The organism is Rahnella sp. PD12R, assembly GCF_019200965.1.
Lineage (GTDB): Bacteria > Pseudomonadota > Gammaproteobacteria > Enterobacterales > Enterobacteriaceae > Rahnella > Rahnella laticis.
In genome coordinates, this window is record NZ_JAHTMS010000015.1 from 18,106 (window position 1) to 32,329 (window position 14,224).

The window sequence follows — 14,224 nt, forward strand, 5'->3', positions numbered from 1 at the left end:
TCTCTGACGTTTATCAGTCCGTCGTCAGCCGGTTAAGCGGCTGCATCTTTCAGTTGTCTTTCCACCAGCGTGACCCAGATGCCGATGCCCAGCGGAATAAGATCATCATTAAAATCGAAACGGGCGTTGTGCAGCGACGCGGAAGGTTCTGCGCCGTCGGCACCCAGCCAGAAATAAGCGCCGGGACATCGCTCGAGCAAATACGCGAAATCTTCTGCCGCCATCGACGGCGGATTATTGAAATGCACTTTTGTGACGCCCGGCGAATGCTCCGCGGCTTCGCGCACAATTTCGGCCTGCGCCGGATGGTTTTTCGTCACCGGATAGCCAAATTCCCAGCGGACTTCGCCTTTGACGCCAAACGGCAGCGGCACGGATTTGACGTATTCTTCAATCAGCCGCCAGCAGGTCATACGCGTTTCATTGCTCTGGCAGCGCAGCGTGCCGGACATGTGCAGCGTTTCCGGGATGACATTGATTGCCTCGCCCGCCTGTAACTGCGTCAGGCTGATCACCGTTTGTTCCAGCGGCGAGAGGCGGCGCGAAATCAGACTTTGCAGCGACAAAATCAGCTGTGCGCCCGCCACTACCGGATCCGCGCCCAGTTCAGGCATCGCCGCATGGCAGCCTTTGCCGGTGAGCGTGATGTAGAAATTATCCTGCGACGCCATCATCGCGCCCTGGCTGACCGCCACTTCGCCAACCGGCAGGCCGGGCCAGTTATGCAGCGCGTACACTTCCTGCATCGGGAAACGTTCAAACAGCCCTTCATTAACCATCATCTGGCCGCCCCCGGCGTTTTCTTCCGCAGGTTGGAAAATGAAATGTACCGTGCCGCGAAAATGGCGGTTTTCACTGAGATGTCGCGCCGCGCCGAGCAAAATGGCTGAATGGCCGTCGTGACCGCAGGCGTGCATCAGGCCGGGATTTTGCGAGACGTGTTCGAAATCATTGAGTTCCTGAATTGGCAGCGCATCGATATCCGCACGCAGGCCGATTGAAGGCCCGTCGCCGTTGCGCAGGGTCGCGACAATACCGGTTCCGGCGAGTCCGGTGTGAACGTCAAGGCCGAAAGACAGCAGCAGTTCACTGATTTTTTGGGAAGTATGATGTTCATTCAGACCCAGCTCTGGCCGGGTGTGGAGTTCACGGCGTAACTGTTTGGCTTGTTTAATAATCTGCTCGGAAATGACCGCCATAAACCCTCTGTGCTGATCTGAATTCAGTGCGGCGGGCCTGACCCGCGGGCACATTGTTAATTTAAAGTATCACATTCAGAACGATTGGGTTAAACGTCAAATAAGGCCTCTACCGCTGGTCAGAGGACGCGGATTGCGCGCCTTGCGCATTTTCAGAATTTGCCCAGGTTTTGCCGGATCATACAGTTGTGCTTGAATGAAAAATGCCCCCGGAATTGTACTTTTATTGCACATAATCGTTATTCAGAATCGCTAAGTTATATTGCCGTGCCCTCCTGTATGAAATTTGCCTTAATACAGTTTTTTATCTCTACCAATATTAAAACTTTCACTCCACATAAAAATTACATTTATATTAATTCAACAATAAAATTAACCTTTAATATTATCTCATGCCACCACTCAGGTTTTGTAATTTAAATATTTCTGGTCAGTAACAAAAAATCACTGCATAGTAGTTTCGTCATGGAGTGTGCTAACAATCATTTGGACGTTATAACCAGGTCGTAACACAGCAAATCAACAATATAACAACGTTATTAAATATTATTTAATAACACAGAGGTTCCTCATGCGCGTAAACATGCCAGTGACACAGCGGGAATATGGTTTAGATCCCGATACCACATTAATGTCCACGACGGATGTCAACAGCCGGATTATTTATGCAAACTCCGCGTTTATTAATGTCAGCGGATTCTCCGAAGACGAACTGATCTTCAAACCCCACAATATAGTCCGCCACCCGGACATGCCGGTCGAAGCCTTTGCCGACATGTGGTTTACCCTGCAACAGGGCGACAGCTGGACGGGGCTGGTGAAGAACCGTCGTAAAAATGGCGACCACTATTGGGTTCGCGCCAACGTCACGCCGGTACATCATCAGGATAAACTGACGGGATATATTTCCGTGCGCAATAAACCCGCTGAGCACGAAATTAAAGCCGCGGAAGAATTATACAAATCAGTAAAAGATAAAAATGCCGGAAGCCGGAAATTCTATAAAGGTCTGGTGGTGCGCACCGGTTTATTTTCACTCTTTTCGGTATTACAAAAACTGCCGGTGAGCTGGCGTTTACGTTTACCGTTATTTATCGCAGGCATTTTCCCGCTGTTATTTCCGCTGACGGGGATCGCTCAGACGTGGGGGGCTATTTCCACGATTATCCTGTTACTGCTCGCCGATCTCTTTTTACAAACACAAATCCGCAATCCGATAAAAACGATTCTGGATCAGGCGCAGCAAGTGGTCTCCGGGAAAAAAGCCGATTCCGTGCATTTTAACCGCGTCGATGAAATTGGTTTACTGATGCGTTCAGTGAATCAGTTTGGCCTGAATCTGCATTCTCTGGTGGAAGATGTCGGGACGCAGGTCGGCGGGATTTCAAATATCAGCAATCTGATGTCGAAAAACAGCATGGCGCTCAGCGCACGAACTGAAGAAACGGCGGCCAATCTTCAGCAAACGGCGGCGGCGATTGAGGAGATTGCCGGTGCCGTCGGGCAAAGCGCTGACACTGTGATTCAGGCCAGCAAACTGGCGGACAGCGCCGCATCCGTGGCGAAGAAAGGCGGCGAAATCATGCAGGACACTATCGGCATGATGCAGTCAATTTCGCAGGCCAGCAGCAAAGTCGTGGACATTATTTCCGTGATTGACGGCATTGCCTTCCAGACCAACATTCTGGCGCTCAATGCCGCCGTGGAAGCCGCCCGCGCCGGAACCGAAGGCCGCGGATTTGCCGTGGTCGCCGCGGAGGTGCGCGTGCTGGCACAGCGTTCCGCCACCGCCGCCAAAGAAATCAAAGCGCTAATCGAAGCCAATATGCACAGCGTTGAAACCGGCGGCCACATGGTGGAAAGCGCCGGTCAGCAGATCAGCGAAATTATCGGTGAAGTGGTGCAGATGTCGGGGCTGATTAAAGAAATCAGTCACGCCACCCGCGAGCAGACATCGGCGCTTTCACTGATTAATACGTCGCTGGCGCAGATTGAAACCATGACACAAGACAATGCCGGGATGGTGGCGCAATCTTCTGAATCGGCTGAAACGCTGAACTATCAGGCCACGCGGCTGAAAAGCGCCATCGACGTGTACGGCGGCCAGATGACAAAAATGGAGAGCCGTTCTGCGCAGCTTGCGGGTTTCGGGAAAGTCACCGCCAGTTAAGAAATATTCAGATGCTCGCGCGGGCGTTCAACTGTTCATTCTGCCCGCGCCAGAAACCGGGAGTACAGCCGTATTCATTCTGAAAATGACGGATGAAATGGGCGCAGTCGCTGAACCCCATGCGCACGGCGATTTCGGTAATACTTTCCTGCGTATTATTCAGCAACCAGCACGCGTAACGCAGTCTGGCGCTGCGGATAAATTCCCGCGGGCTTTTCCCCAATTCAGCATCAAACAACCGGGTTAACTGCCGGGCGCTGAGCTTAACCTGATGCGCCAGCCACGCGGTGCTCAGCGGGCGCGCCAGATATTGTTCAATCAGCATCACCACCTGACGCAGACGCGGGTCGGCAATCAGGGAAATATTCGCCGGCCTTGAAACGGCGGCGGTGCGAAATTCATCATGACCCAGTGATAAACGGTGGCTGGCTTTTGCCGCCGTCTCTTCACCCGCATGCTGGCGGATCAGTTCAGTCGCCAGCGTGAGCGTCGAAATACCGCCAGGGCAAGTCAGCACGTCCCCTTCATCGATAAAATCAAATCCTTCCTCGGCATACACGCCCGGAAACCTTTTGCGAAATTCTTCATTGTGAAACGGATGCACCGACGCGCGGCGGCCATTAAGCAAACCGGCTTTTGCCAGAATAAAGCTGCCGGTGCCAATCCCGACCACCGGCACACCGGCCTGATGTGCGCGCCTGATATATTTAAGATCGTCTGCCTGTCCGCGTGACAAACATTTCAGCGTTCCGCCAATAACAGCGAGGTAATCATAATGTTCGGGGAATTCATGCGCCCTGCCGGGTTTCACGCTGATACCGGTATTACTGTTCACCGGCATCTCCGGTTTTGCGCTGATAATACTCAGCTGACATTGTGTTTTATTTCCGGCATGTGCGGCATAACGCATGGCATCCATCATTCCCGACAGCGCCAGCAGCGGAAATTCCGGCCATAAAATTAATCCGATATGTAATTTCTCCCCGGGGGGAGGAATATTTTCACCTGCGGGAGAAGAAACAGCGGCAGATGTTTTCATTATTGTTCCCTCGTATTTATGGCAGGGAATTATAACGGGCAATTAATAACCACTTATCTCAACAGATCGTCAACGCGGCCAAACCTCAGGATTTCTTAACCGCCAAATCTTCCCGTTTCAAACCAAATAATTAACGTTAATCACACAAGCGCAGTGCGGCACTTCACATTTCCTGAGTTTTCTTCACTAACATAACTTTACATTCGAATTCTACTATGGCCCGGCAAATGAGCGATTCGTGCTTATTGCAGCTCTTTCTGATGTTTTTTTGAGATTCAAATGTACGTCTTTAAGTCTTCAGCGCCGCCCCCAAGACGGGGCTGAATTTTAAATACAGGGTTGATTTCAGCATCAGAATGAAAAGGAAATACGCCGTCCTGCGTTATGAAACGTCGCCGTCGTATTAATCAACTGTAAGTAAATAGGGAATTTTGCAATGAAAAAACTGGCCTTCTTATCTGTTACGGCAATGTCTGTTCTGTTCGCATCTCAGGCGTTCGCTTTTTCTGATAATACAGTGACTTTCCAGGGTGAAGTGACAGCAGAAACCTGTTCTGTGACCATCAACGGTAACAGCGCAAAACCACTGGTTCTGCTGCCAAGCGTTAACGCAAGCACGCTGGCTGCAGCAGGTCAGACTGCCGGTCAGGCGACTTTCGATATCGGTGTTTCCGGTTGTACTGGCAGCGCAGATGCTGCAACTAAAGTTTCCAGCGTCTTCGCCGGTAACAGCGTTGCGACCACTGGCGACCTGAGCAACGTGGCAACCACTGACGCTGCAACTAACGTAAACATCCAGATCCTGGATACCAAAGCCACAGCAATCGACTTCTCTTCTCCGTTCACAGCTGACGGTGACCTGACGCTGGCTGCCGGTGAAACGGCTGCAACGGCTACCTACACCGCGCAATACATTGCAACCGGTAAAGCAACCGCGGGTGCGGTTGAATCCACTATGCAATACGCAGTGAGCTACAACTAATACCTTAATAAATCAGGGATGTTTATTTCTCTGAATACCTTATTCAGATTAATTAAGGCCACGGATGGCCTGTTAATTCCTTTCCAGAATATCAGTCAGTATTTTCACGGGTGGATATTATGTCCCGCTTTCAATGGCGTAGCATTTTCTTATTTGTATTCGCACTGAGCGCTTCATTCAGTGCCTCAGCCAGCGTCGTCATGACCGGCTCACGCGTTATTTATCCCTCTGATGCGAAATCAGTGGACGTCCAGCTGAGAAATAACGACGAATTCCCTTACGTTATTCAGGCCTGGTTTGACAGCGGCGATCAAAATTCCACACCGACGACCGGTAAAGCGCCTTTTGTCGCCACACCACCCACATTCAGAATTGCCGCCAAAGACGGGCAGGTATTACGCCTGTTCTTTACCGGTGAAAAAGCATTACCCCAGGATCGTGAATCCATTTTTTATTTTAATTTCCTGCAAGTGCCTCCGTCTAATATTGGCGGAGACAAAGGAAATCAGATGGTCATTATGCTGAAAAACAGGCTGAAGGTGTTTTATCGCCCGGCCGGTTTAAAAGCCAATAATAAGAAGATTTTTGATTATCTGAGTTTCAGCAATATCACCGCCAATAATATCCGCATTACCAATGCCTCACCTTTTTATATTTCACTCGGCAAGGTTGCGGTGAAAGGGGTGAATGCAAAAGATAAACCGCCAATGATTGCGCCTTTTGCCGCCGCGGATGTGGCGCTGAATGCAGGAAAAGTCACCGATAAGAACGTTCAGGGAATAGAAATCGGTCTGGTTAATGATTATGGAGCAACGGTGACACATGAGTATCCAATCCAAAAATAACAACAGGGTCTTCCGCCTCGCGGTGCTGACCTGTGTGATTAAAGCGTCATTGTTCTCTCATTCTGCGTTTGCCGAAGATTATCGTTTCGACAGCCATTTGCTCGCCGGTTCAGATTTCGCAGAAAGCGTGGATCTGGATAAATTTAACGAAACCCAAATCAGTGTTCCGGAAGGCCCGCAAACGCTGGATATCAGCCTCAACGGTATCAAAATTAAAAGCCAGGTACCGGTGCAGTTCCGCAAAGTGAAAGCGACGGATAAAAGCGCGCAGCCGTGTCTGGACGTTGAGCTGATGAAGCTGTTGCAGCTGAAATCCCAGCCGCTGAAAGGCACGCAGAAACAGTGTGTCTTTTTGTCAGAAATCACACAACAGGGCAGCTGGAAAATACAGCAATCCACCCTGACGCTGAATTTTTTAATTCCGCAAATTCTGCTGAACCGCCAGCCGCGCGATTACATTCCGATTTCAGAATGGAATGCCGGTGCGCCGCTGGTGTTTTTACGCCACAACACCAACTTCACGCGCAACATCATGCGCGACGTTCACTACAACTATGTCTGGAGCATGATCAACGCCGGGGCGAATATGGGCATGTGGCAACTCCGCCATCAGGCCAATTTGCGCTATATGGAAAGCAGCACCAGCGGCGATCACTACAAATGGAACACCGTGCGGACGTGGGTGCAGCGCCCGGTTCCTTCCCTTTCCAGCGAGCTGATGGTCGGTGATACCTACACCGACAGTTCAATGTTCGGCTCGATGTCGTTTAACGGTGTGAAGCTGGCCACCGATCAGCGTATGTGGGCGCAGGGAAAACGCGGCTACGCGCCGGAAGTGCGCGGCGTGGCGAGTACCAATGCGCGCGTGATGATCCGTCAGGCCGGTAATCTCATTTATGAAACGCAGGTGCCGCCCGGCCCGTTCCTGATTGACGACCTTTACAACACGCGCAGTCAGGGGGATTTACAGGTTCAGGTGATTGAAGCCGACGGCAAATCGTCGTTCTTCGTCGTGCCTTACGCCGCCGTACCGAACTCCATGCGCCCCGGCAACCTGAGTTATCAGTTTGCCGCCGGTAAAGTCCGCAATTATTACTCGGTACAAAATGCCTTCACCGAAGGCGTACTCCAGTACGGCGTGAATAACAGCATTACGTCCAACACCGGCGCGCGCTTTGCCAATGATTATCAGGCATTGCTGGTCGGCGGCGTGTTTGCATCCGAACTCGGCGCGCTGTCGCTCAATACCACCTGGTCACATGCGCGGGTGGAAAACGATCAGTCGAAAAGCGGCTGGCGTGCGGAGATGTCGTACAGCAAAACGTTTGAAACCAATACCAATATCGTGCTGGCGGCGTACCGCTATTCCACCGCCGGTTACCGCGACCTCGAAGACGTGCTGGGCGTTCGCCGTCAGGAAAATGGCGGCACAAACTATTATTCCGACACGCTGAAACAACGAAACCGTTTCACCGCCACGCTCAGCCAGAACATGGGTGACTACGGCACCGTGGCGCTCAGCGGCAGCAGTACGGACTATTACAACAACCGTTCGCGCATCACCGAGTTGCAGCTTTCTTACAACAATATGTGGAAGAAGCTCAGCTACAACATCAACGTGGGCCGCCAGCGTTCGAGCTGGAGCAACGATAACGTCTACAGCGTGAACGACGCCGATTACGATTCGAGCCGCTATCAGAAATACACCGAGAACGTGATTTCCATTGGCCTGTCCGTACCGCTGGACTGGCGCGATTCCCGCTCGAGCGTGTCGTTTGACATGATGAAAGACAAAAATACCCGCTCGGCGATGACCACCCTTTCCGGCTCCGCAGGCCAGGAAAGCGACTTCACTTATTCCGTGTATGCCGACCACGACAAATACACCGAACTGGAAGAAGGCAAGAGCCATGACATCCGCTGGGGCACCAACGTGCAGGAACGCACCCGCATGGGGACGGTCCGCGCCTCGTATGCCCGCAGCGATGATTATCATCAGCTCGGCCTCGGCACGGCCGGAACGCTGGCCGTGCACGGCGGCGGTGTGACCTACGGCCCGTACGCCAGCGACACCTTTGCGCTGGTCGAAGCCAAAGGCGCAACCGGTGCGCGCGTCAACAACGCACAGGGCGCACAAATCGATACCTTCGGTTACGCCATCGTGCCGTCACTCGCGCCTTACCGCTACAACACCATCAGCATCGACGGCAATTCCATGAGTCAGGACGTTGAGCTGGAAGGCGGTAACGTGCGCGTGGTGCCGGTACTCGGCGCCGTGCCAAAAATTGCCTTCAAAACCCTCGGCGGCACACCGGCATTAATCACGGTCATGATGCCGGACGGCACACCGGTGCCGATGGGTGCGGATGTGAAAGACAGCAACGGAAACAGCGTCGGGATGGCCGGTCAGAGCGGTCAGGTCTACGCCCGTCTTCCGGCCGCTTCCGGCACGCTGTTTATCAGCTGGGGAAGCAATAAATCGTGCCGCGTGAATTATCAGCTTCCGGCTAAGAACAAAACCGACGGCAATAACTTCATTCTCTTAAACGGCACCTGCGTACAGTGAGAATCACCATGAAATTTCCTATTTCTCAGTTAAAAACCTGGCTGATTGCCTCAGCCTTTATGGCCTGCTCGCCGTGGGCTCACGCGATTTGCTACAAGGTCACCGGGATCGGCACCACCACGTCCACGATCCCGCAGGCGGTGGCGGATATGGGTTACACCGCCACCAGCTGGGGCGGCGTACTGAACTCGGCAGCGGCGTCGATTTCTTTCGGGACCATTATTATGGGTACCGGCGCGCAGTCGCTGGCGACGGCGGGCACCGTGCTCGCCAGCGCAAACCTGAACTTTATCGATACGGCGCTGAAAGTGCCGTATTCCGCCAATCAGATTGTCTTCAAATGCGCGCTGGCCGATGCCGATACGTTATATGAAATGTATGCCCTGTTCGGCGGCAACGGGGTTTTCTACGGCGGATATGCAGTGAATGACGTTGACGGCGGTTATGCCACGCCAGCACAGGGCATTGCCTACCGTATTACGAACCAGAAAACCGGCCTGTATTACACCAGCAAATGGCAGGAACGTAAGCTGACGGCTGATGATTACATTACCGTCGGATCTAACATTTATATTCCGGCGTCGTCATTTGACAGCGCCACGTTTGAGCTGATTAAAACGGACGATATCGGCTCCGGGGCTTACGTCACACGTAATGCCTTCTCGCAAATCGTAGCTCCGCAGGGTTTTGTGGCCCTGAAAGGCAACGCGATGAACACCGATCTGACCACCGGATCCCTCGCAAACTCTCCTTCACCTTATAACACCTCCGCGGTGTGGAGCATGAGGGGCGGTTCCACCACGATCATTCGCGGGAATACCTGCAAGGTCGGCGATTTCGATCAGGTGGTGCAGTTACCGTCTATCGGTGCCGGTGATCTGCGTAACGGCAGCAGCAGTTCGAATACCTTTAACGTCTCCATCGAATGTGACGCCGGTGCCATTTCCGGTACCACGTCCAGCAGTACAAACGCTCCCGTCGCGATGGGTTTCCTGGTGACGCAGCCCACGGCGTTAAGTCAGGCGTCAACGCTGGGGCTGAAAAGCAGCTCCGGCGGGATCAGCTATCTGCTTGATGATAACTACGGCACCAGCGGCGTGGCCTCCGGCGTTGGCATCCGTCTGTACTCTCCGTCCGGCGCGGCACTGAATCTGCTGTCATCCAAGGATACCACCGGCACCGGCAATGCCGCGGGCTGGTACGGTTTTGCCGATTTACTCAGTGCAACCGGTGCCACGTCGACCGGCGGGGAAGCGTATGGCGGAACGTTCACCGCGTCGCTTGAACAACTTCCGGGATTACAGGCCGCAGCAGGATCAGTCAATGCGCAAGCTCAGATTGTTGTCAGCCTTCAGTAAGCCTTTGCTGGCGGCGGCGCTGTTGCTCAACGCCAGCATGGCCGGTGCGGTGGTTAACAGCACGCAAAGCCGTCTGGTGTTTAATGAAGACAGCATGGCCGAATCGCTGGTGCTGGTGAATTCAGAACGGGCACCGGCGCTGGTTCAGGTCTGGAGTGACGATAACAACCCGCTTACGTCGCCGGACAAGATCAGCACGCCGGTTATTGTTGTGCCGCCGGTGTTCAAACTGGACGCAGGCGGATCGCGCAACCTGCGCGTGATGTTGCTTTCCCGTCAGGGAATGCCGTCGGATCGTGAGCAGGTTTACTGGCTGAATATTTATCAGATCCCGCCGAATACGCAGGCCGGCAGCACCGGTGAAAAGAAAGTGATTCTACCGCTGCGTATCCGTATGAAAGTGTTTGTGCGCCCCGCCGGGCTGAAAGCGCCGGGTGAAGATATCGGGAAATCGCTGGAGTTTGCGCTACGCGATGGCGCGCTGGTGATCACTAATCCGACGCCTTATCACCAGACGTTAGGCGGGCTGAGCCTGGGCAATAAACCGCTGACGCCGCTGATGGTGGCACCAAAATCTTCCGCCACGGTGACGGTTCTGGCGGGCAATCATGCCCGGCAGATAAGCTGGTCGGTGATTGACGATTACGGGAAACAAACCTTGTACCAGCGGCAATTATAACAATAACGCTGTCACGTCCGGGCATCCCGCAGATGCCCGGATTTATCGCACCCGTTCCAGAGGGTTTATTACGTTGACGAACCTGAAGCAGCCTATGAAAAATACAACGCTCACAACGATTAATATGACGTACTTCCATCAATATCATATGTCCTATGATTTGATTGCTTCGTATATTCAGCAGGAAATGAAAGTCAGTCATTTACAGTTACACCATTTCCCGGATCCGGAATCGCTGTTAAACGCGGTGAAAGAAAATAAAATCGACATTGTGATGATTAATTCATCCTGCCTGTTTGACGGATATTTCCGTGAAACCGAAATCCGTAAAGTGCTGTCTGTGCTTTGTGCAAATAATCACACGACCACGGTGTTATTTGCTCAAAACATGAAACCGGTTTTACTCAAAAAAATGGCCGGCGCGGGCATGGATATTATGCTCAGCTCCCATGACACGCCGAATGAACTGGTCACCGCGCTGATGAACGCCATGATGACGGCAGAACCGGAACCCTATATTTCTCAGTCCATTAAAGCACATCTGTTGCAGACCCAGGATGAGCTGACCACCAAGGAATGGGAAGTCATCAACCTGATTAATCAGGGATATTCACTTTCACAAATTGCCTCGAAAAAATGCCGGGCGATGAGCACCGTCTCGACCCAGAAGCGCAATGCCATGAATAAGTTGCATATCACCAGTGAAAGTGAATTATTGCGATTTTTACACCAGAACACATTTTTCTAATTATTAAACTTTGTGGAATTTCATGTTTAAAAAAATGCTTATCCCGCTCACCGGGGGATTATTACTCACCGGGAATGCCTGGGCGCTGTCGCTTCAGGAAGCCCTTATTGCAGCCAATACCTATAATGCAGAAATTAATGCGGCGCGCAGTGAACACGACGCGGACAGCCAGAAAAAATATCAGGGATTTGCCGGATTATTACCGGTTGTCACCCTGAACGGCGCGTGGAATAAAACCGATCAGCCCGATGCCGCTTATTCCGCCGGCGTCACCCGTCATAATTACAGCTTCAATGTGACGCAGCCGATTTTTGACGTATCGAAATATGCGACATGGCGCAAAAGCCTGGTGATCAGCGATCTGGCCGACGTGAATTACCTGATTGCCCAGCAAAAGCTGATCACCGATGTGGTGTCGGCGTTTTACGACGTGGTGTATCAGCGCAGCGTGCTGGAAACCAATCAGCGGATCCTCGCGGCGTTTAACGCCAAGCTGAAACAGTCCCAAAAAGCGCTGGAAGTGGGCGATGGCACGCGGCTGGATGAAGTGGAAGCGCAGGCCAACTATGACAAGGCGGTGGCGGATGAGCTGGCGTCAGAAAACAGTCTTAACGATGCCTACGTGACATTTCGTCAGATGACGGGACTCGACGCACAAGGGATTTCCGACCAGACCCTGAGCTGTGTGCGCTATACGCAGGACATCAATCCTGAGCAGATTAAACAGCTGGCGACCGCCAACAATCTGGACGTACTTTCTGCCATTCAGACCCAGAAAGGCACCGAAGCCGACATTACCACCGCCACGTCCAACTATATGCCCGTCGTCACCTTTCAGGCCGGTTATGGCAAGAACTGGAGCCGCGCAGAAAACAGCAATCTGCTGGATGACCTGTTCGGCACCACATCCAAAACCGACAACACCACTTACGGCGTCAACGTGTCGATCCCGCTGTTTGCCGGTGGCAGCCACATTTCACAAAGTCTCGAAGCCGCTCACCGCTATGAACAGAGTAAGGATTTGCTGATCAACGCACGCCGTAAAGCCGAACAGCAGGCGATTCAGGCGGCGTCGGGCGTAAGAAACGATCAGTCGCGGATCAGGGCGTATGAGCGGGCGATCAGTTCTGCCGAAAAGCGCCTGACGTCGACGCGCTACGGACGGGAAATCGGGCAGCGCACGCTGATCGACGAGTTCAATGCCGAGAAAGATTATTACCAGGCGATTCAGGATCTGGCGCAGGCGCAGAACAGCCTGATTCAGTCGATCGTTAAATTAAAATCCGCAACCGGTGCGCTCGATTACGCCGCGATGCAAATTTTCAACTGTGGCGCGGCGTAACCGGAGATTTTGAGCATGAATAACGACTTATTTCGAAAAGAATCGCTGGAAGCCCAAAAAACCAAAGTGCTGGGCGCGGTGGCTCTGTATTGCCCGCCGTTCCGCTGGCTGATTATCGCCATCGTCTGTGCGCTGGTGGCGGTCCTGATCGGTTTTTGTATTTTCGGCAGTTACACCAAACGCGAAACCGCGAAAGGCGTGTTGACGCCGGAAAGCGGCATGATGACCATGACGGCGATGACCGCCGGAACGGTGATGGCCCTGCCCGTTCGTGAAGGCGATAACCTGAAAAAAGGCGATCAGATCGCCACCATTTCGTCTGAAATCTCCACCGGCCGTTATGGTCAGACGCGTGAAGCGATCGCCAGCCAGCTGGATCTCCAGCAGCAGGGTTTAAACAATCAGCTGACCAATCTTGAACAGCTCAATGTGGAAACGCTCCGCTCGTTGCAGGAAAAAAGCAGCCTGCTGGAACAGCAGTCCGCCGAGCTGGACACGATTTACCGCCAGCGCACACAGCAAATCGCGCTGACCAAAAAGCAGGTCGATAAAATGGCTGCCATGCGCGCTGAAGGCTACGCCTCGAATACGCAGGTCGAGCAGCAGCAAAATGATCTGCTGGATGCCAGCGTGCGTTTGCAGGATGTGGCCCGCCAGCGCATCGATGTCAGGCAGCAACTGGCTCAGGCGCGCCAGCAGCTGCGTGAGCAACCACTCACTTATTACCAGCAGAAGAATGACCTTCAGCAAAAACTCTCCGACATCACGCAGTCGATGATGGAAAACGAATCGCGCCGTTCGATTGATTTGCGCGCGCCGGAAAAAGGCACGGTCAGCGCCGTGCTGGTGAAACCGGGACAAATCGTCAGCGCCGGGCAAACGGTCGCAATGATCCTGCCGGACAACGCCCGTTTACAGGCGCGGATCATGCTCAGCAGCCGCGCAATCGGGTTTATCCGCCCCGGCCAGCGTGTGGTGCTGCGCTACGAATCTTTCCCCTGGCAGAAGTTTGGTCAGCAGTACGGCACCGTGACTGAAATCTCCAAATCGGCGCTGTCACCGCAGGAAGTCTCCAGCATTACCGGCGATTCTCAGGTTCAGGAATCCCTTTATCAGGTCAAAGTCGCCATCGACCACCAGTCAGTACAGGCCTATGGCAAGCAGGTCAGCCTGCGCCCCGGCAGCGGGCTGGACGCCGACTTTATCGTTGATAAACGCCGCATCTACGAATGGGTTCTTGAGCCGCTTAACGCGCTGGGCAAGATGACCTCTCTGTAATTTCAAATAGTTAACCGG

Annotated in this window: 11 protein-coding genes; 9 read left to right on the forward strand and 2 right to left on the reverse strand. The window is 53.0% G+C overall.

Going from position 1 to position 14,224, the window contains the following annotated elements; genetic code table 11:
• Positions 1-32 precede the first annotated feature (32 nt).
• Positions 33-1,199 (reverse strand): M20 aminoacylase family protein, encoded by a 1,167-nt coding sequence (locus KWG64_RS22415; protein ID WP_218523167.1) that lies wholly within the window; start codon positions 1,197-1,199, stop codon positions 33-35.
• Between the two features lie 571 nt (positions 1,200-1,770).
• Between KWG64_RS22415 and KWG64_RS22420 the strand changes: the two genes are divergently transcribed.
• Positions 1,771-3,369: a PAS domain-containing methyl-accepting chemotaxis protein gene (locus KWG64_RS22420; protein WP_218523168.1), complete on the forward strand. Its 1,599-nt coding sequence runs from the start codon at positions 1,771-1,773 to the stop codon at positions 3,367-3,369.
• Between the two features lie 7 nt (positions 3,370-3,376).
• On the opposite strand, the gene KWG64_RS22425 is transcribed toward KWG64_RS22420, so the two are convergent.
• The gene (locus KWG64_RS22425) at positions 3,377-4,408 is read right to left on the reverse strand and encodes a GlxA family transcriptional regulator (protein ID WP_255562271.1); all 1,032 of its coding nucleotides are present in this window, start codon (positions 4,406-4,408) and stop codon (positions 3,377-3,379) included.
• Between the two features lie 436 nt (positions 4,409-4,844).
• Between KWG64_RS22425 and KWG64_RS22430 the strand changes: the two genes are divergently transcribed.
• The 8 genes from KWG64_RS22430 (at position 4,845) to KWG64_RS22465 (ending at position 14,206) form a co-directional block, all read left to right on the forward strand.
• Complete coding sequence (locus KWG64_RS22430; RefSeq protein ID WP_218523169.1) at positions 4,845-5,390, forward strand: fimbrial protein; 546 nt, start codon at positions 4,845-4,847, stop codon at positions 5,388-5,390.
• A 119-nt stretch (positions 5,391-5,509) separates the two neighbouring features.
• Complete coding sequence (locus KWG64_RS22435) at positions 5,510-6,235, forward strand: fimbria/pilus periplasmic chaperone (protein ID WP_195815448.1); 726 nt, start codon at positions 5,510-5,512, stop codon at positions 6,233-6,235.
• A complete protein-coding gene (locus KWG64_RS22440) occupies positions 6,213-8,801 on the forward strand; it encodes a fimbrial outer membrane usher protein (protein WP_218523170.1) in 2,589 nt (862 codons plus the stop codon). The genes KWG64_RS22435 and KWG64_RS22440 overlap by 23 nt, the downstream gene beginning before the upstream one ends.
• A gap of 8 nt (positions 8,802-8,809) precedes the next feature.
• Positions 8,810-10,159, forward strand: a complete 1,350-nt coding sequence (gene stbD / locus KWG64_RS22445; RefSeq protein ID WP_218523171.1) for a fimbrial usher protein StbD — start codon at positions 8,810-8,812, stop codon at positions 10,157-10,159.
• Complete coding sequence (locus KWG64_RS22450) at positions 10,125-10,838, forward strand: fimbria/pilus periplasmic chaperone (RefSeq protein WP_218523172.1); 714 nt, start codon at positions 10,125-10,127, stop codon at positions 10,836-10,838. Before stbD ends, KWG64_RS22450 begins: the two co-directional genes overlap by 35 nt.
• A 94-nt stretch (positions 10,839-10,932) precedes the next feature.
• Positions 10,933-11,586, forward strand: coding sequence for a LuxR C-terminal-related transcriptional regulator (locus tag KWG64_RS22455; RefSeq protein ID WP_218523173.1), 654 nt, complete (start codon positions 10,933-10,935; stop codon positions 11,584-11,586).
• A gap of 22 nt (positions 11,587-11,608) precedes the next feature.
• The gene (locus KWG64_RS22460) at positions 11,609-12,928 is read left to right on the forward strand and encodes a TolC family outer membrane protein (RefSeq protein WP_195815444.1); all 1,320 of its coding nucleotides are present in this window, start codon (positions 11,609-11,611) and stop codon (positions 12,926-12,928) included.
• 15 nt (positions 12,929-12,943) lie between these two features.
• A complete protein-coding gene (locus KWG64_RS22465) occupies positions 12,944-14,206 on the forward strand; it encodes an HlyD family secretion protein (protein WP_218523174.1) in 1,263 nt (420 codons plus the stop codon).
• Positions 14,207-14,224 lie beyond the last annotated feature (18 nt).

What these genes read in the sequence shown, in the direction of transcription:
- KWG64_RS22415 (WP_218523167.1), bottom strand. Translation starts at nt 1,199, where the DNA reads ATGGCGGTCATTTCCGAGCAGATTATTAAACAAGCCAAACAGTTACGC.
- KWG64_RS22420 (WP_218523168.1), top strand. Translation starts at nt 1,771, where the DNA reads ATGCGCGTAAACATGCCAGTGACACAGCGGGAATATGGTTTAGATCCC.
- KWG64_RS22425 (WP_255562271.1), bottom strand. Translation starts at nt 4,408, where the DNA reads ATGAAAACATCTGCCGCTGTTTCTTCTCCCGCAGGTGAAAATATTCCT.
- KWG64_RS22430 (WP_218523169.1), top strand. Translation starts at nt 4,845, where the DNA reads ATGAAAAAACTGGCCTTCTTATCTGTTACGGCAATGTCTGTTCTGTTC.
- KWG64_RS22435 (WP_195815448.1), top strand. Translation starts at nt 5,510, where the DNA reads ATGTCCCGCTTTCAATGGCGTAGCATTTTCTTATTTGTATTCGCACTG.
- KWG64_RS22440 (WP_218523170.1), top strand. Translation starts at nt 6,213, where the DNA reads ATGAGTATCCAATCCAAAAATAACAACAGGGTCTTCCGCCTCGCGGTG.
- stbD (WP_218523171.1), top strand. Translation starts at nt 8,810, where the DNA reads ATGAAATTTCCTATTTCTCAGTTAAAAACCTGGCTGATTGCCTCAGCC.
- KWG64_RS22450 (WP_218523172.1), top strand. Translation starts at nt 10,125, where the DNA reads ATGCGCAAGCTCAGATTGTTGTCAGCCTTCAGTAAGCCTTTGCTGGCG.
- KWG64_RS22455 (WP_218523173.1), top strand. Translation starts at nt 10,933, where the DNA reads ATGAAAAATACAACGCTCACAACGATTAATATGACGTACTTCCATCAA.
- KWG64_RS22460 (WP_195815444.1), top strand. Translation starts at nt 11,609, where the DNA reads ATGTTTAAAAAAATGCTTATCCCGCTCACCGGGGGATTATTACTCACC.
- KWG64_RS22465 (WP_218523174.1), top strand. Translation starts at nt 12,944, where the DNA reads ATGAATAACGACTTATTTCGAAAAGAATCGCTGGAAGCCCAAAAAACC.